The sequence below is a fragment of the Paraburkholderia sp. AV2 genome (genome assembly GCF_054968425.1).
Window position 1 is genome coordinate 34,543 of the sequence record NZ_JBANLK010000023.1, and the last position, 24,785, is coordinate 59,327.

Annotated in this window: 16 protein-coding genes; 8 read left to right on the plus strand and 8 right to left on the minus strand. The window is 65.5% G+C overall.

The window, feature by feature from the left end:
* Positions 1-88 precede the first annotated feature (88 nt).
* The 4 genes from V8683_RS17220 to V8683_RS17235 all read right to left on the minus strand — a co-directional run bounded on the left by V8683_RS17220 (position 89) and on the right by V8683_RS17235 (position 5,073).
* Complete coding sequence (locus tag V8683_RS17220; RefSeq protein ID WP_411193320.1) at positions 89-1,231, minus strand: porin; 1,143 nt, start codon at positions 1,229-1,231, stop codon at positions 89-91.
* A gap of 89 nt (positions 1,232-1,320) precedes the next feature.
* Entirely contained in the window at positions 1,321-2,607 is a 1,287-nt protein-coding gene (locus V8683_RS17225) for an MFS transporter (RefSeq protein WP_411193321.1), read from the minus strand.
* Between the two features lie 75 nt (positions 2,608-2,682).
* The gene (locus tag V8683_RS17230) at positions 2,683-4,119 is read right to left on the minus strand and encodes an aldehyde dehydrogenase family protein (protein WP_411193322.1); all 1,437 of its coding nucleotides are present in this window, start codon (positions 4,117-4,119) and stop codon (positions 2,683-2,685) included.
* Positions 4,120-4,161: 42 nt separating this feature from the next.
* Positions 4,162-5,073: a TauD/TfdA dioxygenase family protein gene (locus V8683_RS17235; protein ID WP_411193323.1), complete on the minus strand. Its 912-nt coding sequence runs from the start codon at positions 5,071-5,073 to the stop codon at positions 4,162-4,164.
* A gap of 151 nt (positions 5,074-5,224) precedes the next feature.
* Here V8683_RS17235 and V8683_RS17240 point away from each other — a divergent pair, with 151 nt between their 5' ends.
* A complete protein-coding gene (locus V8683_RS17240; RefSeq protein ID WP_411193324.1) occupies positions 5,225-5,938 on the plus strand; it encodes a TetR/AcrR family transcriptional regulator in 714 nt (237 codons plus the stop codon).
* On the opposite strand, the gene V8683_RS17245 is transcribed toward V8683_RS17240, so the two are convergent.
* A complete protein-coding gene (locus tag V8683_RS17245; protein ID WP_411193325.1) occupies positions 5,935-7,884 on the minus strand; it encodes an ATP-binding protein in 1,950 nt (649 codons plus the stop codon). The genes V8683_RS17240 and V8683_RS17245 overlap by 4 nt on opposite strands.
* 286 nt (positions 7,885-8,170) lie before the next feature.
* Positions 8,171-8,803, minus strand: a complete 633-nt coding sequence (locus V8683_RS17250) for a response regulator transcription factor (RefSeq protein WP_462848582.1) — start codon at positions 8,801-8,803, stop codon at positions 8,171-8,173.
* A 370-nt stretch (positions 8,804-9,173) separates the two neighbouring features.
* On the opposite strand from V8683_RS17250, the gene V8683_RS17255 reads away from it, so the two are divergent.
* Positions 9,174-10,586 carry a DUF2252 domain-containing protein gene (locus V8683_RS17255; RefSeq protein WP_411193327.1) on the plus strand — a complete coding sequence of 471 codons (1,413 nt, stop codon included), beginning with the start codon at positions 9,174-9,176 and terminating at the stop codon, positions 10,584-10,586.
* Between the two features lie 54 nt (positions 10,587-10,640).
* Here the strand turns inward: V8683_RS17255 and V8683_RS17260 are convergent, their stop codons facing one another.
* Positions 10,641-11,012: a response regulator transcription factor gene (locus V8683_RS17260; protein WP_411193328.1), complete on the minus strand. Its 372-nt coding sequence runs from the start codon at positions 11,010-11,012 to the stop codon at positions 10,641-10,643.
* A gap of 250 nt (positions 11,013-11,262) precedes the next feature.
* Here V8683_RS17260 and V8683_RS17265 point away from each other — a divergent pair, with 250 nt between their 5' ends.
* Complete coding sequence (locus tag V8683_RS17265; RefSeq protein WP_411193329.1) at positions 11,263-11,781, plus strand: hypothetical protein; 519 nt, start codon at positions 11,263-11,265, stop codon at positions 11,779-11,781.
* Positions 11,782-11,812: 31 nt separating this feature from the next.
* Here the strand turns inward: V8683_RS17265 and V8683_RS17270 are convergent, their stop codons facing one another.
* Positions 11,813-12,646, minus strand: coding sequence for a transporter family protein (locus V8683_RS17270; protein WP_411193330.1), 834 nt, complete (start codon positions 12,644-12,646; stop codon positions 11,813-11,815).
* 521 nt (positions 12,647-13,167) lie between these two features.
* Between V8683_RS17270 and V8683_RS17275 the strand changes: the two genes are divergently transcribed.
* The 5 genes from V8683_RS17275 (at position 13,168) to V8683_RS17295 (ending at position 24,710) form a co-directional block, all read left to right on the plus strand.
* Positions 13,168-14,808 carry an acyl-CoA synthetase gene (locus V8683_RS17275; RefSeq protein WP_411193331.1) on the plus strand — a complete coding sequence of 547 codons (1,641 nt, stop codon included), beginning with the start codon at positions 13,168-13,170 and terminating at the stop codon, positions 14,806-14,808.
* 448 nt (positions 14,809-15,256) lie between these two features.
* Positions 15,257-16,627: an efflux RND transporter periplasmic adaptor subunit gene (locus V8683_RS17280; protein ID WP_411193577.1), complete on the plus strand. Its 1,371-nt coding sequence runs from the start codon at positions 15,257-15,259 to the stop codon at positions 16,625-16,627.
* An 18-nt stretch (positions 16,628-16,645) separates the two neighbouring features.
* Positions 16,646-19,810 (plus strand): efflux RND transporter permease subunit, encoded by a 3,165-nt coding sequence (locus tag V8683_RS17285; protein WP_411193332.1) that lies wholly within the window; start codon positions 16,646-16,648, stop codon positions 19,808-19,810.
* On the plus strand, positions 19,807-23,121 hold the full coding sequence (locus tag V8683_RS17290) for an efflux RND transporter permease subunit (RefSeq protein ID WP_411193333.1): 3,315 nt from the start codon (positions 19,807-19,809) through the stop codon (positions 23,119-23,121). The genes V8683_RS17285 and V8683_RS17290 overlap by 4 nt, the downstream gene beginning before the upstream one ends.
* Positions 23,118-24,710 (plus strand): efflux transporter outer membrane subunit, encoded by a 1,593-nt coding sequence (locus V8683_RS17295; protein ID WP_411193334.1) that lies wholly within the window; start codon positions 23,118-23,120, stop codon positions 24,708-24,710. Before V8683_RS17290 ends, V8683_RS17295 begins: the two co-directional genes overlap by 4 nt.
* The last annotated feature ends 75 nt before the right edge of the window (positions 24,711-24,785 follow it).

Genomic DNA, 24,785 nt, shown 5'->3' on the forward strand with positions numbered 1-24,785 from the left:
CGAAATCGTACTGCAAGCCGCACGCGCGCCGGGTGCTTCGGGCGACACCAGCGCGAACTACGCGTATTGCAACGTCGTGCTTCAAGACTCAGAACGCGTGGCGCAGCCCCACCATCATGCCAAGTTGCGTCGTGGTCGCCGCGGCGCTCAAACCGACGAAACCCTGCAACTGCGCTCCAACCAGGCCGCCGCGATACAACGCGTAATCGCCCTCGAGATAGACGTCGGTGGCGCGTGACAGGCTGTAGTCGGCCAGCAACTGGAACTGCGTGGCGTTGCCGTCACCGCTCGCCGCCTTGCCGTCCTGCAGCGTGCGCCAGACGTTGGCCGAAAGATGCGTCGAGGCGCCGATCAGTTGCGTGACGCCGCCGAAGAACATCTCGCGCTCCGAGAACGTGTTGAACTTCAGCGCGGTCAGTTGCGGGGCCGTGTACGGACCATTCGGGAAGTTGCCCATAAAGCCCGGATCCTCGCGGTTCATCGCCCATCCGAAGTTGACCGTCGTTGCGCCGAACGTGTAGGCGCCGCCGGCCGTCCAGGCCTTGAAGTGCGCGGAGCCGTTGACCGCGTCGCGCGCATCCAGATAGCCCGCGGCGAGCTTCAGCGGCCAGGCCGGAATGTAGGCGATCGACGCCCCAATCTGGCTGCCCGCGCCAAACGAGCCTGCCTCGCCGCCAAACGCATACGAAAGCTCCAGCGTAACGTCGTTCCAGCGCGCGGCGTACTTGGCCATGTTGCTCGTCCACACGCCCTCGGCCATGGAAACCTCGGGACGGAACTCATATACCGTCGGCAGCCAGGATGCGGTCACGTAGGTCCTCAGCACGGCGTCGGCAAGCGGGTTGGTCTGGCGGCCCAGCGTGAAACGCCCCAGGGTGGGCGACACGAGTCCGACATAGGCGGTGTTGAAGAACGGATAGCCAGGGTCGTTTTCGCCCGAGTTCGGAAAGAAGCGGTCCTCGAGCTGGAATACGGCGCGATAGCCGCCGCCGAGGTCTTCGGAGCCAAGCAGCCCCCATTCGCTCTCGCTCAAGCCGCCGTTGGCGAGCTGGATCTTGTCGTCGCCCGCCTTGTCGGCGTGCGTGGTGTAGCGTATGGCCGTGTCGATCAAACCGTACAGCGTGACCGACGACTGCGCGTGCGCCGCAGCACCCGTCCCCCCGAGCACCACGGCAACGGCAACCTGTGCCGCCGCCCGGCGTTTGTTGTGGCCTGCTTTGCTTTTCTGCATTTCTCCCCCGTCGTGATTATGGGTTTGTTGGCCGGAGCCAGTTGGAATGAGATTGCGTGCCTCGCGACTGGCGCGGCGCCCAGGCCGCTTCACGCCGCCGCGCGCCGCGCCAGTCGTTCGAGCGAGCGTTCGGGATTGAGCACCTTGAGGCCGCCCACGCCAAGCACCACGAGCACGGCGCCCGTCAGCAACAGACCTTGCTCGAAGCCCGCCGCAACGTTGTTGTGCGCGGCGCGTATCATCCAGCCCACGGCCGGCGGCGCGACTATGCCCGCGATCCAGGCGATCGAATACTCGATCGCGAGCGCGGCGCCGCGCTGCTCGGGCGGTGCGATCTGCGCAACCATCGCGGGGCCGAGCGAGTAGATGATCGGCGTCGTCGAAATGGCAAGCGCGATCAGCACGACCTTGAGAGCCGGCCCGAAATTGCCGACCACCGCCACGACGAGCAGCACGCCGCCCACCGCAAGACACGCGCAGACGAAGGCGCCGCGTGCGAGCCGCGAGGGCACGCCGCGTTTCATCAGCCGCTGCGACCAGGCGGAGAGCACGAGCCCCACGGGCGCGGTGGCGACCAGCACCGCCGCGAACATCTGGCCTGCGCGACGCGGCCCGAAGCCCAGGCCCTCGCTCAGATAAGCCGGCAGCCACGTGAGCACGAGCGCCAGTGTCAGGAAGGCCGCGAAGTGCAAGGCAATGATGCAGACCACCGTACGGTCGGTCAGCAACGCGCGGTAGCCAATGCGCGCGACGGTGCCTGCGGGCTCTTGCGGCGCGCAGACTTTCGTTGCATGCGCATCGAGCGGACCCTCACGCCCCACCGCGAGCCACAGCGCTGCCCACGCCAGCCCGAGCACGGCAAGGACAACGAAATTAGTACGCCAGCCCCAGGTGGCATCGATCCAGGGCACGGCGATGCCCGCCACGATCATGCCGAACACGCCGCCTTGCTGGAACACGGAGACAGGCAGATTGCGCCGTTCGTCGGGAAACCACTTGTAGCAGGCGTGAATCGCAATCGGCTGCGCGGGGCCCTCGCCCGCGCCGAGTAGCACGCGGCAGGCAATCAGCATCCCGAGCGACGAGCTGTATGCAACAGGCAACTGCACGACGGCCCAGAGCAGCGCCATCACGAGCAGCAGCCAGCGCGTGGGCAGCCGGTTCGAGAGGAAGCCTCCCGCCACGCCCGTCACGGCGAACAGAAAGAAGAAGCTGCCGGCAACGAGGCCATACTGGGCCGGCGAAAGCCCCAGTTCTTTCATGAGCGGCGCGGCCACGAGACCGAGCACGACCTTGTCGACGAAGTTGATTGCGACCAGCAGAAACAACATGGCCGCCATGAACCAGGCGCGCGCCGGGCGATAGGTGGGTTGCATGCGGGAAGTCTTCCGAATCAGGGCGCGGACATGGCCGAAGCCGTCTCGCGCGGTTTCCGGTGCCGGCTATCCGGCTCAGGAGCGCGTGCCGAAGTACCAGCGCAGTACGGCGCGCTGCACGGCACCACCATAGGGTGGATGAAACAATTCGACGGGAAACCAGCGGTGTTCGGCAAATACCGCTTTCGCATGCGAAAGCTCGCGAAACCCCTCTTCCCCGTGGTAGTTGCCCATGCCCGACATGCCCGTTCCGCCGAACGGCAGCGCATGGTTCATGGCGTGCCAGCCCCAGTCGTTGAGCGTCACGCCGCCTGCGTGTGTTTCTCGCAGGACCCGTTCGCGCTCGCCGTCGTCCGTCCCGAACCAGTACAACGCGAGCGGGCGCTCGCCGCTGCGCACCCGGAAGATGACCTCGTCGAAGGTGTCGTATTCGACTATGGGCAGGAGCGGTCCGAAAATCTCCTCGCGGGCAATGCGCATTTGCGGCCGAACGCCCGTGACGACGTGCAGCGGCAACTGCCGGCCCTCGCCCCGGTACGATCCGCACACCGTGACTGTCGCGCCCAGCGCGCGGGCGTCGTCGAGCAGATCGAGCATGCGGGCATGGGCCCGCGCGTCGATCATCGACGTATAGCCGGCGCCCTCGCCCGTGAACCGTTCGAAGGCGCTCGCGGCTGCCGCGACGAACGCTTGCGCGTGTTCGCGCGGCACCAGCGCATAGTCCGGCGCCACGCAAACCTGGCCGGCGTTCACGGTCTTGCCATGCACGATGCGACGGGCCGCACGCGCCAGGTCCGCCGATCGCGAAACGATCGCGGGCGACTTGCCGCCCAGTTCGAGCGTAACGGGCGTGAGATTGTCCGCGGCGGCCCGCATGACCTGGCGCCCGACCGCGGGCGAACCGGTAAAGACAAGGTGATCGAACGGCAGCGCGCAAAAGCGCTTCGCGCACTCGGCGTCGCCCTCGACCACGCCAACCGCATCCTCGTCCAGCGCATCGGCAAGCAAGCGGCGGAGCGCACGCGACGATTCGGGCGCGGACTCGGACGTCTTGATCAGGCAGCGATTGCCTGCGGCCAGTGCGGTGGCGAGCGGTCCGAGCGCCAGATAGAACGGAAAGTTCCACGGCACGACGATTCCGACCACACCCTTCGGCTGATACCGCACCGCCGCTCGATTCGTGCTGAACAGCAGCTCCGGCCGGCGGCGGGATGGCCGCATCCAGTGCCGCAAATGCCGCAGCAGATGGTCGATATGGAGCAGCGACGGGAGCAGATCGACGAGCATCGTCTCATCGGCGGCACGCACGCCGAAGTCGGCAGCCGCCGCGGCGGCGCAGGCCGGCGCATGCCTGCGCAATGCTTCGCGCAGACGGCGCAACGCCTCGCGCCGGGCCGCGTACGCGGGATAAGGTGCCGCGTGGAACGCCGCGCGCAACGCGTAAAATCGTGCGACGGCGGGATCGACGTCGTGGCCGGCCCTGTCGCACACGGCCTGATCGGTCAGCTTCATGAGGTTCGTCTGTGGAGCGCTTTTTCGAGGAAGGGACGATCTTTACGCCGGCAGGTCGCCGATGATCGTGGCGCGCAGCATGCGCCGGCGTGCCGGGAAGTAGTCCTGAATAGCGTAGTGTTGCGTCGAGCGGTTGTCCCAGAACGCAATCGTGTTCGGCCGCCACTTGAGGCGCACCTGATACTCGGGCACGGCCGCCTGGCGATAGAGGTACTGCAGCAGATCCATTTCGGCGAGACGGAAGTCGAAGCCGAAGCGCACCTCGTTCTTCTCCATGTAGTTCGCCAGATGCGTGGTGAACGCCTCGTTCACGTAGAGCACGCGCTCGCCCGTCTCCGGGTGCGTGCGCGCCACCGGATGCATCACGGGCGGGAACGCCGCGCGCCGCTTTTCGCGTTCCTCCGCCGTCATGCGCGTACCGAACGCCGGCAGCAGATCGTGCACCGCATAGAGACCGTCGAGCGCGTTGCGCGTCGCTTCCGGCAGCCTTGCGTACGCCTCGGCCATGTTCACCCAGATCGTGTCCCCGCCGACCTTCGGGCATTCGATACACCGCAGCATCGAACCCATCGAGGGACGCGCGCGCCAGCTCACGTCCGAGTGATAGACGTTTTCGCGCCCGGGAATCTGGTGGTCGCCGCCCAGCACCACCAGTTCCGGATGATCGGGATGATGCGGAAATACCGGGTGTACTTCGAGCTCGCCAAAACGCCGCGCCAGCGCGACTTGCTGCTCCGCCGTGATGTCCTGATCGCGGAACACCAGCAGCTTGTGCTTGAGCAGCGCGGCACGCAGCGCCGCGTACTGGTCGCTGTCGAGCGGCGCGGCGAGATCGATATTGCCGATTTCCGCGCCGATCGCTGGTGCGAGCGGCTCGATGCTGAACGACGTTTTGAGAGCGCCCGGCCGAACGATCGCGGGGCTTGCGGCAATGGTGTGCTCGCCTGCTTGCATGACTGTCTCCATAGTGATCCGAATCGTCGGCCGTCGAGAGATGCAGACTCAAGGCCGTCAATCAAAAGATACCGACGAAAAAGATACCGACGGGTATCGTTTAAAAAGATGCTATCGGGTATCATTTGGTCGGTCAACCAAGGGTTTTCCCATGCCGAACCCCATCGAAAAACCGCTTTCCGGATCGCTCGAAAGCGGGGACGGATTTGTCGCGCCGCGCTACCGCAGCGGCCAGCGCTCAGCGGACGCCTTGCTGGAGGCCGGGCGAGTCCTGCTCGTCGATATCAGCTACGAAGCGCTGAGCATCAACGATCTGTGTGCCGAAGCGAGCCTCACGAAGGGGGCCTTCTATCGCCGCTTCGAGAGCAAGGACGCGTTCTTTCTCGCGTTGCAGAGGCTGGCGCTCGACGATGCGCAACGAATTCAGCAGGGACTGGTCGAGACGTTGGCGCGCGGCGAAGTCGAACCGCTGACACTGGCCGTGTCCGCACGCGCCGTGGTCGACGCGATGCGGCTCTGGCATCTGCGCCATTGCGGGGTCATCCGTGCTTCGCTGCAGCGGCGCGATCACACGTCGGACGGTTGGCGGCCTTTCAAGGAGTACGCGCGCGGCTTTGTCGAAGATGTCACGGCGCATATGACACGCCTGCCCGAACTGCGCCGCAGCAAGCATGCAAGCGAACGCCTGATGGTTGCGTTCCAGACCGTGATTGCCACGATGATCAACGCGGCCCTCAACGATCCCGGGCCGCTCGGTCTCGCCGACGAAGCCATGACCGAAGCGCTCGGCGACATGCTTGCGCTTTACGTCACGGCCTGCACGGCCGGGACGGCAAGACAAGCCACTTCGCGCCCGAGGGCCTAGCCCGAATCCGTGTGCACGTTCGACAATCGGGCGGCGGAAACCGGCGGTGCGGTCTGGGCGTGCACGTCATGGCGCACGTGCGAAAGCGGCAACCAGACCGTGACCTCGGCGCCGCCGCCATCGCGCAACGAGGCGGCCACGCGTCCGTGGTGCGCTTCGACAATCGAACGCACGATGGACAGGCCCAGCCCCATGCCGTGCGGCTTGGTCGTATAGAACGGTTCGAAGAGCTGCTGGGCGGATGCGGCGCGAAAACCGCTGCCGCGATCCGCGACGACGATTTCGACACTTTCGCCCGCCCCTCGCGTCACGATACTAAGCACGCGATCTTCCGGCGCCGACTGTCGCATGGCGTCCATGGCATTGACCGCCAGATTGAGCAATACCTGCTGAAGCTGGATAGGGTCGCCCATCACTTCGAGGTCGCCTGCGCCGAATTGCACATCGATAGCAATCCCGCGCCGCCTCGCTTCGGGCGCGACGAGCGACAGCGACTCCTTGAGCGTCGCATCGAGCCCGACCGGCGAAAAGACGACGCGCTGCTTCTGGAGCAATGCACGCAGACGCTGCACGACATCGTTCGCCCGCAATGCGTCGCGCTTCACGTCGGAGAGAATCTCCTGTAGCTCGGCCACGTCCATGTGCGGCGACGCCACGAGCAATTCGGCCGCATCCGCATTGCTCAGGATCGCGCCCAGCGGCTGCCCGACCTCGTGCGCAATCGAAGCACTGAGTTCTCCGGCCGCCGCAAAGCGGGCGGCACGCGCGAGTTCGTTGCCGCGCTCGGCGACCTCGGCTTCGGCCCGGCGGCGCTGCCGCCGCTGCGCCAGCAACGCGACGATGGTGGCCGACTGGGCAAGCAGCACGCCCAGCAGCGTCAACATGGTGCCGCGATACTCGCGAAAGATCGACGGCGGAAAATTAACGAGCTCGCAATCCTCGGGCAAGCGCGACACCGGGAGGCCGAAGCGTTCGAGCTCGGTGACATTCGCCACGCAATGGGCCGGTATGGCCGGAAGATCGACACCCTCGAATTTGCCGCCGCTTTTTCCACCGTTTTGCAGGATCGCCACGGCCGCCTTGCCCGTGTTGACGCCGTTCCCGGTGAGATCATAGACCGCCCCGGCGGTGATACCGCCTTCCACATACGTGGAATACCAGCCGTAGATGGGCGCACGGCTCGCCTCGACCATAGGCTTGAGCAACTGATAGGGGAAATAGCGGTGGCCTGCGTGATCCCGGTACATCGTCGTGTAGATCACCGCGTCGTTCCTGTCGAGTCCCGCCAGCCGCCTTTGCAGTTCGTCAGGGGCAAGCCCTTCCCAGGTTTGCACCGACGTCCAGCGTCCAGGCTCGCGGCGCACCGCATTGACGACACGATTCACGAGTTCCGTATCCGCGTCGGTCGAGCCGCCCACGACGACGAGACGCCGTGCCTGAGGCTGAAGCGCTTCGACAATCGCGAGCGTCTTCTCGACCTCGATCCGGAACGGCAACGCAGCAAAACCAGGAGGCAACACATGCCCGGCCATCCAGCCCTGCGCCACGCTCGACAGCAAGACCGGTATGCCGGGCCAGAGTGCCGTGTGGTACTGCAACGCAAAGTCGGCCGCGTGATCGCCGAGCACGATGATGAGGTCGATGTGCTGTCCCTGGTACTTCTTCTCCATCAACGCGAGAAATTCGGGCGTCAGATGCTCGTCTCCAAAGCGGAATCCGTCGATGGAATCGAGAAAGACCTCCGTGGCATACGGCATCTGTTCGTCCAGAACGCTGCGAATCGCGCGGATCTGCACGAAAGCCGCCGGCTGACTGGGATCGGCTCCCGTCAGCAGAAGCACGCGTGCCGGTTCGCCCGCGAAACTCCCCGCCGTACTGGCCAGACAGAACAGGAAAAGCCCGAGACGAATCGCGCTTGCGACCATTCCCGCCGGGACACGGCGCATATCAGGCTTCGACAGCCATTGCGCCGATATGTGCAATTGAATAATGCCAGCGGGATATTTGCACTTATCCCTCTCCCCGCGACGCCAGGGCAGCCTGATCGATAAAGCGGATAGCCATCGTTTTATCCGTGGAATGACTGGCATAGGCCGTATCGGCACGCATTCGCCCCTTTCGGACCACGCATTGAAATGCATAAGCCAATCATCAACGCGCGCCATGCCGCTGGAATGATGCTTTTACCGAATAATGCGTTTCGTCGATCTTCACCGGCTCGCCGGATCAACCCTACTGCATGAGAGGAGCATTCGCCAGCCATTCGGCCCGGCGCAGCAATTCCGCAAGCGACGTTGCCTCGAATTTGCGCATCAGTCCGGCACGGCAGCTTTTTATCGTGCGTTCGGAGAGCCCGAGTTGCGCGGCAATCTGCTTGTTGCGCAACCCGGCGACAACGCCGCGCAACACGGCCTGCTCGCGCTCGCCAAGATCGACGGGAAGTTTCGTATCCGGTGCAGCGGCTTGCCTCCCGGCTGAGCCGAATGCCGCATCCAGGGCGTCGAACAGGGCATGCCGGTCGAACGGTTTCACCAGAAAATCGACCGCCCCCGCTTTCATGGCCTTGACCGTTCTGGGGACGTCGCCATAGGCGCTCATGAAGACGACGGGCAATGGCTGCGGACGACGCAGCAATGCCTGTTGCAGTTCCAGCCCGCTCGGGCCACCCAGTTCCAGATCGAGCAACAGGCACCCGGCGCGCGCATCAGGTTCGCTAACAAGATATTCGCCGGCCGAAGCATAATCGCGCACGTTATAGCCCGCGCCGTGGAGAAGACGTTTCAATGCCGTTCGCATCTCGGCATCGTCGTCTATGACGTGAATCACCGCATTCTGATGTTCGATCACGGCTCTCTCCAGTTCCATGCGACCAATCCGGACGCTGCCGTCATTTCAGACGACAGCGCACGAGTCGTAAGATAACGTTTTATCGACCCGTAATTCACCCCGCTGTTTTGCATTTATATCAGGTAATTTTGCATTTTGCGTGTCGGGAGTGCCGCCATGTCATGCCTCCATGGCCCCTTGCCGTCTCCGCGCGATTGCAGTTTTGATTGCGGCTTCGATTGCGGCTTCAATGCGCGCTCCCGCATCCTCCAGTACAGCGAAGGAATTCGATGCTAGACTGAATCGCACCGGCCTTCGCGCATTCCGCGCATCCCGGATGCCGAACATGCTGCAAGGCATCCCCACACCGCTCGCGCGTCAACGCTCTCGAACACAGAGGAGTGCGCACATGGCAGAACTGCAAACTTTGGCCGAGCGGCAGTCGATCGGCCGCGAAGCGCGGGAGCATGCGAAGCGCTCCCTGCACGCAAACGTGGGCAATACCGACCGCGATCCGGTCGAATTGCTGCAGCAGAACAGCGCGGGCCGCGTGGCGGCGCTGATACCGCTGCGCTATGGGCGCATGTCCGTTTCGCCCTTTACCTTCTTTCGCGGCAGCGCGATTCTCCAGGCCCACGATCTGGCCGATACCGTCAACACGGGGATCGCCTTTCCCATCTGCGGCGACGCCCACCTCATGAATTTCGGCGGCTTCGCCACCCCCGAGCGGCAACTGGTGTTCGATCTCAACGACTTCGACGAAGTCGCGACCGGCCCGTGGGAGTGGGATCTGAAACGGCTCACGGCGAGCCTCGCGATTGCCGGCGAGCATATGGGCATTGCACGCGGGCCGACAGGCGACTTCGTGGCGACCGCCGTGCACGAATACTGCGACCGCATGCGCGAATACTCCGGCTACAGCACGCTCGATCTGTGGCACGAAGTCGTGACCTTCGAGCGCATGATGGAAAGCGCCACGACCGACGAAGGACGGCGCGCCATCGCCAAAGCGAAGGAAAAAGCCGCGACGCGGACCAACGAAAGCATGCTGGGAAAGATGACTGTACAACGCGACGGCCACTGGGTAATCCAGGACGCTCCACCGGCGCTCTTTCATCCCGGGGGCGCCAGTTCGCTGCTCGGCAAGGACGAAGCGTGGTCCAACACGGAAGCGTGGAAAAGCAAGCTCGCCGTCGCGTTCGAGGCCTATCTCGGCACGCTGTCTCCCGAGCGCCGCGCGCTCATCGGCCAGTTCGAGCTTCAGGACGTGGCGTTCAAGGTCGTCGGGGTGGGCAGCGTGGGGACGTTCTGTCTCGTGCTCCTGTTCATCGACAGTCACGGCAAGCCGCTCTTCCTGCAGGTCAAGGAGGCGCGCGAATCGGTCATCGCCCACTACTTCCCAGCCGACGGTCCGGCGCATCAAGGCCAGCGTGTCGTTGCCGGACAGCGCCTGCTCCAGGCAGCCAGCGACGCGTTTCTCGGCTGGACGACGGGGCCGGCGAAGCGGAATTTCTATTTCCGCCAGTTGCGCGACATGAAGATCTCCGCGGAGGTCGAGCGCATGAGCAACACCGTCCTGCAGGGCTACGCGCGGCTGTGCGGCTGGGCGCTCGCGCGCGCCCACGCGAAAGCAAGCGGCAAGGCCGTCGAGATCTCCGCCTATCTGGGCAATGGCGACCGGTTCGCGGAGGCGCTCACGGAATATGCCTTCGCCTGCGCTGCGCAGAACGAAAAGGACTACGACACGTTCATGCACGCATGCCGTTCCGGCAAGCTCGAAGCGCGCAGCGACGAAGATATGGCCGCGGATTTCCGCGTCTGATAGCGGGCTACCCGGCTGCGCACGCGCAGCTTCGGCAACCCGCTGCGGCTTCGCTCACGACCGGTCCGCGATGGCCTTGCCAATCGAATCGATCAGCGCCTCGCCGAGAAACGGCTTGATCAGCAGCGTGCGCGCGCCGGTGTTTTCCACGGCGCGCCGCGTGCGCGGCCCGTCGTAGGCCGTCATGAATACGGCAGGCGGCCGCGGCGAACGCAACGTGCCGTAAAACGCCGGCCCCGACATGCCCGGCAACTGCACGTCGATGACGAGACAGCAGGCGGCGCCGGAACATTCGACGACACTGGCCTCTTCCGCGCTACGAAACGATCGCGTGCGAAAGCCCGATAGCCGCAGCAGCCGCTCGACCGCGCGCCGCAAGCCGGCATCGTCCTCCAGTATCACGATGAGTTGCCGCTGATCGTCCATAGCCTGCCCGCCCAGCCATTCGGCGAGTCTTGTCCAGGCACACGCGCAGCACCATAGGGACTCGGGGCAATTCCGTTTCCCTTTGGGGCAAGAGCGGCCGGAAATCTTCCCTTTCCCCCGAACGGCCATTACATTATTCAGAGCACGTGCGCCGCGCCCTGTTGCGGCGCCTGTCAGGAAGAGACGGCCACCTCCAGCGACGGCGCGCAAGCCCGAAACCCGGAGGCATCGGCCATGACCGGAGGGCACCATGCGCTCGCTGTTCGGCAAGCTTAAAGAGGAATTCAAGAAGGTCCTGCCGCCTACGATCTTCTTCTTCGTCATTCTTCACATCGTGGCGCTGATCCGCTCCCTGATGCTCAAGGAAACCGGCATTCCGCTGCCCGCTTCGGCTTCGGTGCTGATCTCCTCGCTCATTCTCGGCAAGTCCGTGCTGATAGCGGACATGCTGCCTTTCATCAACCGTTTTCCGGAAAAGCCGCTCGTCTGGAACGTGTCCTGGAAGACACTGATGTATGCACTCGTTGCACTCGTCATCCATGTTCTGGAGCGGCTCTACGACTACTGGAAAGAAGCGCCCAGTCTTGCCGCGGCGAACCACGAGTTGCTCACCCAGATCAGTTGGCCGCGCTTCTGGGCGATCCAGATCCTCCTCGTGACGCTGATCTTCAACTACTGCGTGATCGCGGAGCTTGCGCGGGCGCTGGGAAAAGACCGGCTCAAGAAGATGTTCTTCGGGCCGCTCCCGCCGCGTTCGACCGCCGCCTAGGCCGCGCCGGAAATGCGTTGCGCCGTTTTACTCAAAAGAAGAATCCCACCCTCGCTTCGCTCTTGAAGCTGTAAACGTGGTACTCCTTGACAACCGGAACGCTGATTTCGAGCGACACGAGCAGTTTGCGACTGATCTTGTCGCCTACGAGAAAGTCGAACGGCACGAACCATCGTCCCGTGTCGCCGGAGCGCACCGCGGCGGCGTCATAACGAATGTCGCTGGAAGGATAGAGATCGAAGTACCAGCCCTGCCACAAGGCGACATTCACCATCGGCTGAAGCTGCAATTCGCGCTTCGTTGCCCGGCCCGGATCGCCCGCGTACGAGATGTCGTAGCGCACGATGCCCTCCAGCCAGTTTTCGTCGCCGAAACCGGGAGGGTTCCAGCGTGCGCCCAGCGTCGGGACCACGCGGTATTCGCCGCCGCCCATGGCGTCGGTCGAAGCAGTCGGAAAAATGAGCTGCGTGCCCACCGCCCAGGCAAAATCGCGGCTCACGGTCTTGATCAGCACCGCCTGTGTCAGAAGGTCTCCCAGCCCGAACTGATAGTTCCCGCCGGGATTGCTCGAACTGGTTACGTTCGTGAGCGCCAAGGGCAAGTCGGCCCGCAGCGAAGCGCTCCAGCCGGAGCCGAACTCAAACGGCCTGTCCACGCGGATCTTGAGGGTGTCCGTGGCCTGGTCCCTGTCCTGGCCGCTCGTCTGGTACTGGTAGCGCAGGTCGAGGCGGGTGAGCGGCTTCGTCAGGTCCTGCCCGTTGCTGCCGCCGTTATTGTCGGCATCGTCGTCCGCACGCGCCGGCGTGACGGCCGTAACAAGGAGCAACGCAAGCCCTGCGGCGCATACCACCCGAAAAAGTGCCATGCCTCCCCTCCCGCGCGCCGGGCATACGGTTGGCAGAGGCATTCGATGCCCGCGCATGCCGCTTGCATGTCATTCACATGCCCTATCTTTGCCAATGCCAGGCCGGCAACACCCACACGCGATTGTTTTTCACGCGCGTATCCGGCGCCATAGGGAATAGGGGCAAGCCATCTGCCCTTTCGGGCAAGCTTCGCGCAACGTGCGGCGCGTCGCCTCTCCGATTGGATAGGTGCGCAAGGGAATGACACGCGCTACAGTGGCTTCGAGGGCTTCCCCGTGCCCTCGTCAGGTCTCCTTAAACCTCAGCCCGCCTGCGCGGGCTATTTTTTTGCTCGTCACCGGAAACCGTGAAGCACGCCAACATCCGGGCACGGACCTCTCCGCCGCGGTAATCTTTCCCGCCGGACGGACGCACCGAAACCGCCCCGGGCTCGCTGCGCTATATTGGATGCCGACTCGGTGACCATCGGTCACCCATTGGCGCGGCGGCTCGCCAGCGCGTTCATGGAAGCGGAGCAGGCATGGATCTGGAAGGCCAAAGCTGGGACAGCGTCACGCGGGCATTCGAATGGCGGATTCCCGAGCGCTACAACATCGGCGTGGATGCGTGCGACAAGTGGGCCGACGGCAGCGGCCGGCTCGCGCTGATCTTCGAAGACGCCGGGGGGCAGGTCACGCGCTACACGTTCGACGAACTGAAGGCGCTCTCCGACCGCTTCGCCAACGTGCTGCTCGCACGCGGCGCCCAGCGCGGCGACCGCGTGGCGGTGTTCCTGCCGCAGGCGCCCGAAACGGCCATCGCCCATCTCGCGATCTACAAGGCGGGCCTCGTGGCCGTGCCGCTCTTTGCGCTGTTTGGTGTCGATGCCATCGAACACCGCCTCGGCGACAGCGGCGCCGTCGCGCTCATCACCGATACCCCGGGCCTCGGCAAGCTCGCCGAAATTCGCGCGGCGCTTCCCGCTCTGCGCGACGTCTGGCTCGCCGACGCCGGGACCGAGGTTCCGCCGCCCGGCACGCACGCGTTCTGGACCGACCTGAACGCCGCCTCGCCCGATTTCGCGCCCGTCGATACCGGCGCCGACGATCCGGCCATCATCATCTACACCTCGGGCACAACGGGCAAGTCGAAGGGGGCGCTGCACGCCCACCGCGTGCTGCTGGGCCACCTGCCGGGCGTCGAGGTTTCGCAGCAGGGCTTTGCGCGCGGCGCGCGGCTCATGTGGACGCCCGCCGACTGGGCCTGGATCGGCGGCCTCTTCGACGTGCTGCTGCCTTCCTGGCATCACGGCGTGCCGGTGCTCGCGCGGCGCTTCGCGAAGTTCGACGGCGAAGCGGCGTTCGACCTGATGGCGCGCCACGGCGTCACGCACACCTTCCTGCCGCCCACGGCGCTCAAAATGATGCGCGCGGTCGAGCGCCCCAAGCGCTGGAACCTTACCCTTTCTTCCGTGGCGAGCGGCGGCGAGTCGCTGGGCGCCGAACTGATTGCGTGGGGCCGCAGCGCGCTCGGCGTAACCATCAACGAGTTCTACGGCCAAACCGAGTGCAATGTCGTGCTCGCCTCGTGCGCGGCGCTCTTCGACCCCGTGCCCGGCGCGATCGGGCGTGCGGCGCCGGGTCACGACGTCGCCATCGTCGACGACGCGGGCCGCGTCCTGCCTGACGAGACAATCGGCAACATTGCCGTCGGCGCGCCCGACCCGGTCATGTTCCTCGGCTACTGGCGCAACGAGGCCGCCACGCGCGAAAAATTCCGTGGGCGCTGGCTCCTGACCGGCGACCAGGGCACCCGCGACGCAGCGGGCTACTTCCGCTTCGTCGGCCGCGACGACGACGTCATTACGAGCGCCGGCTACCGCATCGGCCCGGGCGCGATCGAAGACACGCTCATGAAGCACCCGGCCGTCTGCATGGCGGCAGTGGTCGGCGCGCCGGACGCGGCGCGCACGGAGGTCGTGGTGGCTTTCGTTGTCCTCAACGCAGGCCATACCGGCGACGAGGCGCTCGTGCGCGAGATCCAGCAGCACGTGCGCACGCGTCTCGCCGCGCACGAATACCCGCGCCGGATCCACTTCGTCGAGAGCCTGCCGCTCACGGCCACCGGCAAAGTGATGCGCCGGAGCTTGCGTGACCGCCTCGCCGATCCATCGGCCTCCTAGCCATTCTCCGAAGCGTCACGGCAGCGCCGCGAGCGCTTGCTGACACGCCTGCCAGCTTTGTGTCAGTTTTGTTCCGAAACGTAACCAAACATGTCAGGAAAGGCTTCCTGTAACGCAACAAAACCTTTCATATACCTAACGTTTCGAAATCGGCATCGGACCTGGTTAGACTTGCACACTTGGCCGTCTACGCGCAGCCTGGCTTGCTGTGCGCGAACGGCATAACAACCATGAGAATGCGTATGCCGCGATCCGACCGCCTCCGGCCGCACATCGAAACGATGCGGCCGGCAAGTACCGCGCCTGAAGCCTGCGCACAGCTCGCCAAGGCAGGCGGCTCGTGCGTCGAGGCACACCATGACCGTTTACTGACCGTTGACCCGCGGAGGCAAGCGTGAGCGACGCGCCCAACCAGCCCCAGACGCCCAATACGTCAAACACGTCGAATATGTCGAATACGTCGAACACCTCGGCCACGCCGCCCAATGCTCCCTCCACGCCGCCGCAAGGCCAGCCGCCGCGCAGGCGCCGCGGCCCGATCGTGCTCGCGCTCATCGTGATCGTGCTGGTGGCGCTCGTCGTCCTGCATCTGCTGCGCGGCAAGAAGCCCGAGCGCGCCGCCAGTGCCCAGGTGGTGACGGTGGCCACGGCCGCGCTCGGCACGATGCCGGAAACGATCACCGCGCTCGGCACGATCACGCCGCTCGCCACGGTCACGGTCCTGCCGCAGTTGAGCGGCTATCTCACGGCCGTGGGCTATCACGAAGGCCAGGATGTCGAGAAAGGCCAGTTCCTCGCGCAGATCGACCCGCGCCAGTACGAGATCAGCAAGGAGCAGGCGGAAGCGCAACTCGCCAAAGACACGGCGTCGCTGGCCCAGGCGCGCGCCGACCTCGCGCGCTACGCGATCCTCAACGAACGCAAGTCGATCGCCGAGCAGACCTTTACCGACCAGCAGTTCCTCGTCCAGCAGGACGAAGCGGCCGTGAAGTCCGACAAGGCGAACATCGCCCAGTACGAGCTCGACCTCATCTATTGCCACATCACGGCGCCGGTCTCGGGCCGCATTGGCCTGCAGCTCGTCGATCCGGGCAACTACGTGACCGCGTCGAGCTCGCCCGGCATCGCCGTCATCACGCAGATGAAACCCACCACCGTCGAATTCCCGGTGCCGCAGAACCTGCTTGACAACGTGATGCAGCGTTTCGGCACGGGCGCAACGCTGCCCGTCACGATCTACAGCAGCGACAACTCGAAGCAGCTCGCCACCGGCGCGCTCTACGCGATCAGCAACCAGATGGCCACGGCCACCGGCACGGTCACGCTGCGCGCGAAGCTGCCCAACGACGACGAATCGCTCTACCCCAATGAGTTCGTGAACGTGAAGCTGCTGGTGGACACGCTGCAGAACGCCGTGCTCGTGCCCACGCCGGCCGTGCAGACCGGCGCGCCCGGCGACTATGTCTATCTCGTGAACGACGACAATACGGTCTCGGTCCACAAGGTCACGCTCGGGCCGAGCGACGGCAAGAACACGGTCATCGCCTCGGGTCTTGCGGCCGGCCAGCGGGTGGTGACCGACGGTCTCGATCGCCTCTCGGACGGCGCGAAGATCCGCCCGTCGACCGGCCGCCCCGCGGCGGCAAGCGGTGCGAGCGGGACAAGCGGCGCGAGCGCCGCGGGCGACGACGAATCGAGCGCGGACGCCGGCGGCACAGCCGCCGCCTCGGGCGCAAGCGGCACGCACGCGCACCACGGCCACCACGCGCACGGCGCGTCGAATGCCTCGGGCGCGCCTGCGGCGTCGCAGGCCTCGTAAGCTGCGGACCCGGTGCCGATGAATATTTCCCGCCTGTTCATTCTTAGGCCGGTCGCGACCTCGCTGCTGATGATCGCGATGGTGCTGGTCGGCCTTGTCGCGATGAAGTTCCTGCCGGTCTCGTCGCTGCCTTCGGTCGACTATCCGACCATCCAGGTGCAGACCTTCTACCCGGGCGCGAGCCCGGACGTGATGGCCACCACGGTCACCGCCCCGCTGGAGGTGCAGTTGGGCGAGATCCCGGGCCTCCAGCAGATGGTCTCGTACAGCTCGGAGGGCGCGTCGATCATCACGCTGCAGTTCGACCTCTCGCTGAACCTCGACGTTGCCGAGCAGAACGTCCAGCAAGCCATCAACGCGGCCAACAGCTACCTGCCGAGCGGCCTGCCCGCCCCGCCAACGTATGCGAAGGTCAACCCGGCGGACCAGCCGATCCTCACGCTCGCGGTCACGTCGAAGTCGATGTCGCTCACGCAGTTGCAGGACGCGGCCAACAACCGCCTCGCCACGAAGATCTCCGAAGTGCAGGGTGTGGGCCTCGTCACCACGGCGGGCGGCAACGTGCCGGCCGTGCGCGTGGAAGCCGATCCGCAGAAGCTGGCCGCCTACGGCCTGAATCTCGACGACCTGCGCACGCTGCTCGCCAACGTGAACGTGAGCCAGCCGAAGGGCAACTTCGACGGCCCCGACCTCGACTACACGATCAATTCGAACGACCAGATCTCGGATCCGAACGACTACCTGAACACCGTGATCGCGTATCAGAACGGTGCGCTGGTGTTCATGCGCGACGTCGCGCACGTGAGTTCCGCGGCGCAGGACGTGGAACGCGGCGCCTGGTACAACCACGCGCCCGCGATCGTGCTGAACGTGCAACGGCAGCCTGGTGCGAACGTGATCGCCACGGTCAACCAGATCATGAAGCAGTTGCCGCAGCTCGAAGCGACGCTGCCGGCCGGCATGCAGGTCACGGTCGTGTCGAACAGCGTGGGCGTGATCCAGGCTTCGGTGAAGGACGCGGCGTTCGAACTCGTGCTCGCCGTCGCGCTCGTGGTCGCGGTGATCTTCGTGTTCCTGCGCAACGTGCCGGCCACCATCATCCCGAGCATCTCGGTGCCGGTCTCGCTGATCGGCACGCTCGCGCTCATGTACGAGCTCAATTACTCGATCGACAACCTCTCGCTCATGGCGCTCATCATCGCCACGGGCTTCGTGGTGGACGACTCGATCGTGATGATCGAGAACATCGTGCGCTACCTCGAGGAGGGAGAAAAACCGCTGCAGGCCGCCTTGAAGGGCGCCGGCCAGATCGGCTTCACGATTCTCTCGCTGACGATTTCGCTCATCGCCGTGCTGATCCCGCTGCTCTTCATGGGTGGCGTGATCGGCCGGCTCTTCAGCGAGTTCGCCGTGACGCTCGCGGTGACCATCGTGCTCTCCGCGGTCGTCTCGCTCACGGTCGTGCCCATGATGTGCGCGCGGATCCTGCGCGCCCAGGCCGAACGCCATCCCAGCCGCTTCGAGCGCATCAGCGAAGGCATCTTCGATCGAACGCTCGCCGCCTACGAGCGGGGCCTGAGGTGGGTGCTCGACCACCAGACGCTCACGCTGTTCGTGGCGCTGGGCACGATCGTGCTGACGCTCGTGCTCTACGTCGTGATCCCGAAGGGTCTCTTCCCCGTGCAGGACGTGGGCGTGATCCAGGGCATCAGCGTGGCCGACAACTCGGTGTCGTACTCGGCCATGGTGCGGCACCAGTCCGATCTCGCCGAAGCGATCCTCAAGGATCCGGACGTCGTCTCGCTGACCTCGTACGTGGGCATCGACGGCGTGAACAACACGCTCAACAACGGCCGCTTCCTGATCAACCTGAAGCCGCGCGACGACCGCTCCGAAACCGCCGAGGAAATCGCGCGGCGCATCCAGCAGGAAACGGCGAAGGTGGCGGGCATCCGGCTCTACGTGCAGCCCGAGCAGGATCTCACGCTCGACACGACGATCTCGCGCAACCAGTACAACTTCGTGCTGCGCGGACCGAACCAGGACGCGTTCAACCAGTACGTGCCCGCGCTCATCGCGCGCATGAAGCAGATCCCGTCGATCACGGACGTCACGAGCGATCTGAACTCCGACGGCCTTTCCGTGGACGTCGAAGTGAACCGCCAGCTCGCGGCGCGCTACGGCATCACGGCGGCGACCATCGACAACGCGCTCTACGACGCGCTCGGCCAGCGCATCGTCTCGACGATCTTCGAGCAGTCGGACCAGTACCGCGTGATTCTCGTCGCCAAGCCCGAGACCATACCGACCGTCGATTCGATCGGCGACATCTATCTGCCGAGCCAGACGAGCAGTTCGGGCCAGGTGCCGCTCAAGGGCATCGCGACCATCCGCATCACGCACTCGCCGCTGATGATCAGCCATCTCGCGCAGTTCCCGGCGGTCACGATCTCGTTCAACCTCGCGAAGGACGCCTCGCTCTCCGCCGCCGTGAGCGACATCCGCAAGGCCGAGGCCGCGATCAAGCTGCCGCCGTCGATCACCTCGTCGTTCCAGGGCGCGGCCGCCGCGTTCGAGGACTCGCTCTCGAGCGAGGTGTACCTGCTGGTCGCGGCGCTCGTGGCCGTCTACATCGTGCTCGGCGTGCTGTACGAGAGCTACGTGCATCCGGTGACGATCCTCTCGACGCTGCCCTCCGCCGGCATCGGCGCGCTGGTCGCGCTGATGATCGCGGGCAGCGACCTCGACGTGATCGGCATCATCGGCATCGTGCTCCTGATCGGCATCGTCAAGAAGAACGCGATCATGATGGTGGACTTCGCGCTGGAGGCCGAGCGCGTGCACGGCAAGCCGCCGCGCGAGGCGATCTTCGAGGCGTCGCTCCTGCGCTTCCGCCCGATCCTGATGACGACGCTCGCGGCCATGCTCGGCGCGCTGCCGATGCTGCTCGGCTCCGGCACCGGCTCGGAGCTGCGCCGCCCGCTGGGGCTCGCGATCATCGGCGGCCTCACGCTTTCCCAGGTGCTCACGCTCTTCACGACGCCCGTGATCTATCTGTTCTTCGACCGTCTCGCGCAACGCTTCGGCCGCAAGCCGAGCCACGGCCAGCCGCACCCGGGCGATGACGAGGGCGGCCCCGGCAAGGGCGAAGGCACGCCGAACGCACCCGAGGGCACCTCGTGAATCTTTCGGCGCTCTTCATCCGGCGGCCGGTCGCGACCTCGCTCCTCGCGGTCGCGATCCTGATCTCGGGCATCCTGGCGTTCTTCCAGTTGCCGGTCGCTCCGCTGCCCAACATCGCCTTTCCGGTGATCGTCGTCCAGGCGACCATGGCAGGCGCGAGCCCCGAGATCATGGCGTCGACCGTGGCCGAGCCGCTCGAGCGGCGGCTCGGTACGATCGCGGACGTCAACGAGCTCACGTCGACCAACTCGGTGGGTTCGTCGATGATCGTGATCCAGTTCGGCCTGAACCGCGACATCAACGGCGCCGCGCGCGACGTGGAAGCGGCGATCCAGGCCGCGCGCGCCGACCTGCCCACGACGCTGCGCAGCAACCCCACGTACCGCCAGTACAACCCGGCGAGCTCGCCGATCATGGTGCTCGCGCTGACCTCGGACACGCTCACGAAGGCGCAGCTCTACGACTCCGCCGATTCGGTCATCCAGCAGCAGCTCTCCCAGGTCGACGGCGTGGGCGAAATCACGCTCGGCGGCGGCGCGCTGCCTTCGGTGCGCGTGGAACTGCAGCCGGGCAAGCTCAACAACTACGGCATCGGTCTGGAAGACGTGCGCGCGGCCATCGGTGCGGCCAACGCGGACAGCGCGAAAGGCCACATCGATCAGGGCGAGCAGCGCTACGAGGTGATCTCGAACGACCAGATCACCAAGGCCGCGCCGTACCGCGACATCGTGGTGGCCTACCGCAACGGCGCGGCCGTCCTGCTGCGCGACGTGGCCCAGGTGCTCGACTCGAACGAGAACATCCGCAACGCGGGTCTCTACAACGGCAAGTCCGCCGTGCTCGTGATCGTCTACCCGATGCCGAGCAGCAACATCGTGCAGACCGTGCAGCAGATCAAGGACCGGCTGCCGTCCATCGAAGCCGCCCTGCCCTCGTCGATCAAGGTGCATGTCGCAATCGACCGTTCCGAGTCGGTGAAGTCTTCGGTGGACGATACCGAGCGCACGCTGTTCATCGCGGTCCTGCTCGTGATCGGCGTGGTGTTCGTGTTCCTGCTCTCGCCGCGCGCCACGCTGATTCCGGCCGTCGCGCTGCCGCTCTCGATCGTCGGCACCTTCGGGCCGATGTATCTGATGGGCTACAGCATCGACAATCTCTCGCTGATGGCGCTCACCATCGGCACGGGTTTCGTGGTCGACGACGCCGTGGTCGTGCTCGAAAACATCGTGCGCCACATCGAGGCCGGCATGGACCCGCAGGATGCCGCAATACGCGGAGCCGGCGAAGTGGGCTTCACCGTGGTGTCGATGAGCCTCTCGCTCATTGCCGTGTTCCTGCCGATCCTGTTGATGCCCGGCATCGTCGGCCTGCTCTTCCACGAATTCGCGGTCACGCTGTCCATCGCGATCCTCATCTCGCTCGTGGTCTCGCTCACGATCACGCCCACGATGTGCGCCTACGTGCTCTCGCGCGGACAGGGCACGCAATCGTCGGCGCGCTGGGCCGTGTGGATCGAGTCGCAGTTCGAGCGCTTCAAGAACGCCTACTCGCGTTCGCTCGACGTCGCGCTCAATCACAAGGGGCTCGTCATTCTCGTGCTGTTCGCGCTGCTGTTCGGCAACGTGTTCCTCGCAAGGCTCCTGCCTGCCACGTTCTTCCCGGAGCAGGACACGGGCATCCTGATCGGCCAGATCATCGCCGACCAGAGCATCTCGTTCACGGCGATGGAGAAGAAGCTCGCCCAGTTGCAGGCCATCGTGCAGAAGGATCCGGCCGTCGCCTCGGTGGCGGGCTTCACGGGCGGGCGGGCGCTCAATACGGCGAACGTGTTCGTCGAGCTCAAGCCGCTCGCGGAACGCCGCCTTTCGGCCACCGAGGTCGTCAACCGCCTGAGGCCCAAGCTCAATGCCGTCTCCGGCGCGCGCCTCTTCCTGCAGGCACAGCAGGATCTGCGTATCGGCGGGCGGCAGTCGGCCGCGGAATACCAGTACACGCTCACGAGCGAGGACGCCGACGCGCTCTTCACGTGGGTGCCGAAGCTCGTCACCGAGCTGGGCAAGTATCGCGGCCAGTTGACCGACGTGAACTCGGACCTCCAGCAGAACGGTCTGCAGACCTACGTCACGCTGAGCCGCACGACGGCCAAGCGCTACAGCTTCGATCCGAACCAGATCGACAGCGTGCTCTACGACGCCTTCGGCCAGCGGACTGTCTCGACGATCTACAACCCGCTCAACCAGTACTTCGTCGTGATGGAAGTCGCACCGCAGTACTGGCAGTACCCGCAGTCGTTCAACCAGATCTGGCTCTCCGCGGCGGCCGGCAACGCGAGCGGCACGAACCAGACGCAGATGTCGGGCAGCCTCGTCACGGGCGTCACCACGCCGGTGGCGGTCAGCTCGACGTCGAGCACGTCGAGCAGCACGAACTCGCTGAACGCGAACGCCGAGGCCAACCAGCTCACCAACAGCATCTCGAACAGCAAGGGCGGCAGCTCGAGCGGCAGTGCGGACAGCACCGCAGCCGAAACCATGGTGCCGCTCCTCGCGATGATGAACTGGACGACGGGCCACACCGCCACCCAGGTGAATCACCAGAGCGGCATGGTGGCCGGCACGATCTCGTTCAACCTGCCCGCCGGCGGGTCGCTCAGCGCAGCGGCCGCGACCATCGAGAAAGCCCAGCGCGACATCGGCATGCCCGCGGCGGTGCACGGCTCGTTCGCGGGCGCGGCGCAGGCCTATGCGCAGTCGATGGGCACCGTGCCGCTCCTGATCCTCGCGGCGCTCGTCGTGGTGTACATCGTGCTGGGCGTGCTCTACGAGAACACCATCCACCCGCTCACGATCCTTTCGACGCTGCCTTCGGCCGGCATTGGCGCCGTGCTCGCGATGCTGATTTTCGGCACGCCGTTCTCGGTGATCGCGATGATCGGCATCATCCTGCTGATCGGTATCGTCAAGAAGAACGGCATCATGATGGTGGACGTGGCCATCCAGCTCCAGCGCCACGAGAACATGGACGCGCGCCACGCCATCCACCAGGCGGCCGTGGTGCGGCTGCGCCCGATCATGATGACCACCGCCGCCGCCGTGCTCGGCGCCGTGCCGCTCGTGCTCGCCCTCGGCCAGGGCGCCTCGCTGCGCCAGCCGCTGGGCGTGACCGTGATGGGCGGCCTGCTCCTCTCCCAGATCTTTACGCTGTACACCACGCCCGTGATTTACCTGTTCCTCGACGGCCTGCGCGCGCGGCTCGCGCGCTGGGCGCGAAACCTGCCCTGGAACCGCCAGGCCGATGAGAGCGCATCATGATGAAGACATCCCGCATGCGGACAATCCCCGCCTTTCCTCGCGCACGCCCCGCGTTGCGCCTCCTTCCTCTCGCCCTCGCCGCATCGGTCACGCTGTTCGCGAGCGGCTGCATGGTCGGCCCCGACTATCATCGCCCGCAGGTCGCCGTGCCCGCGACGTGGAAGGAACTGCCCGGCTGGACCCAGGCCGAGCCCAATGCCGAAGGCCCGAAGGGCGACTGGTGGACGACGTTCAACGACCCGATGCTCGACGAGCTGGAACCGCTCGTCGCGGTCTCGAACCAGACCGTGAAGCAGGACTACGCGAACTACCAGGAGGCGCTGGCCGAAGTGCGCGTGGCTCGCGCGAGCCTCTTCCCGACGCTCGGCATCAACGGCTCCGCTACGCGCGAGCGCGCGTCCACGGGATCGGTCAGCGGCGTGAGCGGCTTCAACACGGGTGCGCGCGTCGTCAATGCCGGCACGCTCGAAGGGAGCGCCAGTTGGGATCTGGACGTCTGGGGCCAGGTGCGGCGCCAGGTGGAAGAAAGTTCGGCGACAGCCCAGGCCAGCGAAGCGACGCTCGCCAACGCCACGCTCTCCGAGCAGATCGCCCTTGCCAACGCCGTAATCGACCTGCGCACGACCGACGCCGACATCGACCTGCTCACGCACACGGTCGAGGCGTACAAGAACTTCCTGCGCGTCGTGGCCGACCAGGATCAGGCAGGTACCGTCGCGCCGTCCGACCTCGTTTCGGCGCGCACGCAACTGGAAAGCGCGCAGGCCAGCCTGATCGCGCTCGGCGTCTCGCGCGCGCAATACGAGCACGCGATCGCCGTGCTGGTCGGCCGCAATCCCGAGGACATGGACATCCCGCACAGCGAGCGACTGCCGACGCTGCCGGCGATCCCGGCGGGCGTGCCTTCCACGATCCTGCAGCGGCGTCCGGACGTCGCCACCGCCGAGCGGCAGATGGCCTCCGCGAATGCGGCGATCGGCGTGGCGGTAGCGGCCTACTATCCGTCGATCTCGCTCTCCGCGCTCGACGGCTTCACGCAGTCGCCGCTCTCGGGGCTCCTGCACATCAGCAATTACGTGTGGTCGCTCGGCGCGAGCGCCTCGGAAACGATCTTCGACGGCGGCGAGCGCAGCGGCGAAGTGGCCGCCGCGCGCGCGAGCTACGACGCGACCGTCGCCAACTATCGCGGCACGGTGCTCTCCGCGTTCCAGAACGTGGAAAACGATCTTTCCGGCCTGCGCATCCTTGCGCAGCAGTCCGAAGCGTTGGACGCCGCCGTGCGCGACGCCATTCACGGCACGGAGATCGCACAGAACGAATACGAAGCGGGCACCGTCGACTACACGACCGTCGCGACAGCGCAGGCGACGCAGTTGACCGATCAGCAATCGGCGCTGAGCGTGCAGCAGTCGCGGCTGCTCGACTCGATTTCGCTGATTGGCGACCTGGGCGGCGGCTGGACCGGCGTGATGCACGAACCGCTTCGTCCCGACCGTGCCGATCCGAACGCAAACGCCGCGGCCAGCGCACCCGCGGGCGCCGCCGCGCAAGAGGCAAGCCGCATGCAGACGGGGGCGACGAGTCCTTGATGGGACGCCAGGCTGCAAAAAAAGCCGCTGCACCGCGAGGTCCAGCGGCATTCTTTTGTCCGCTTTATACGAGTA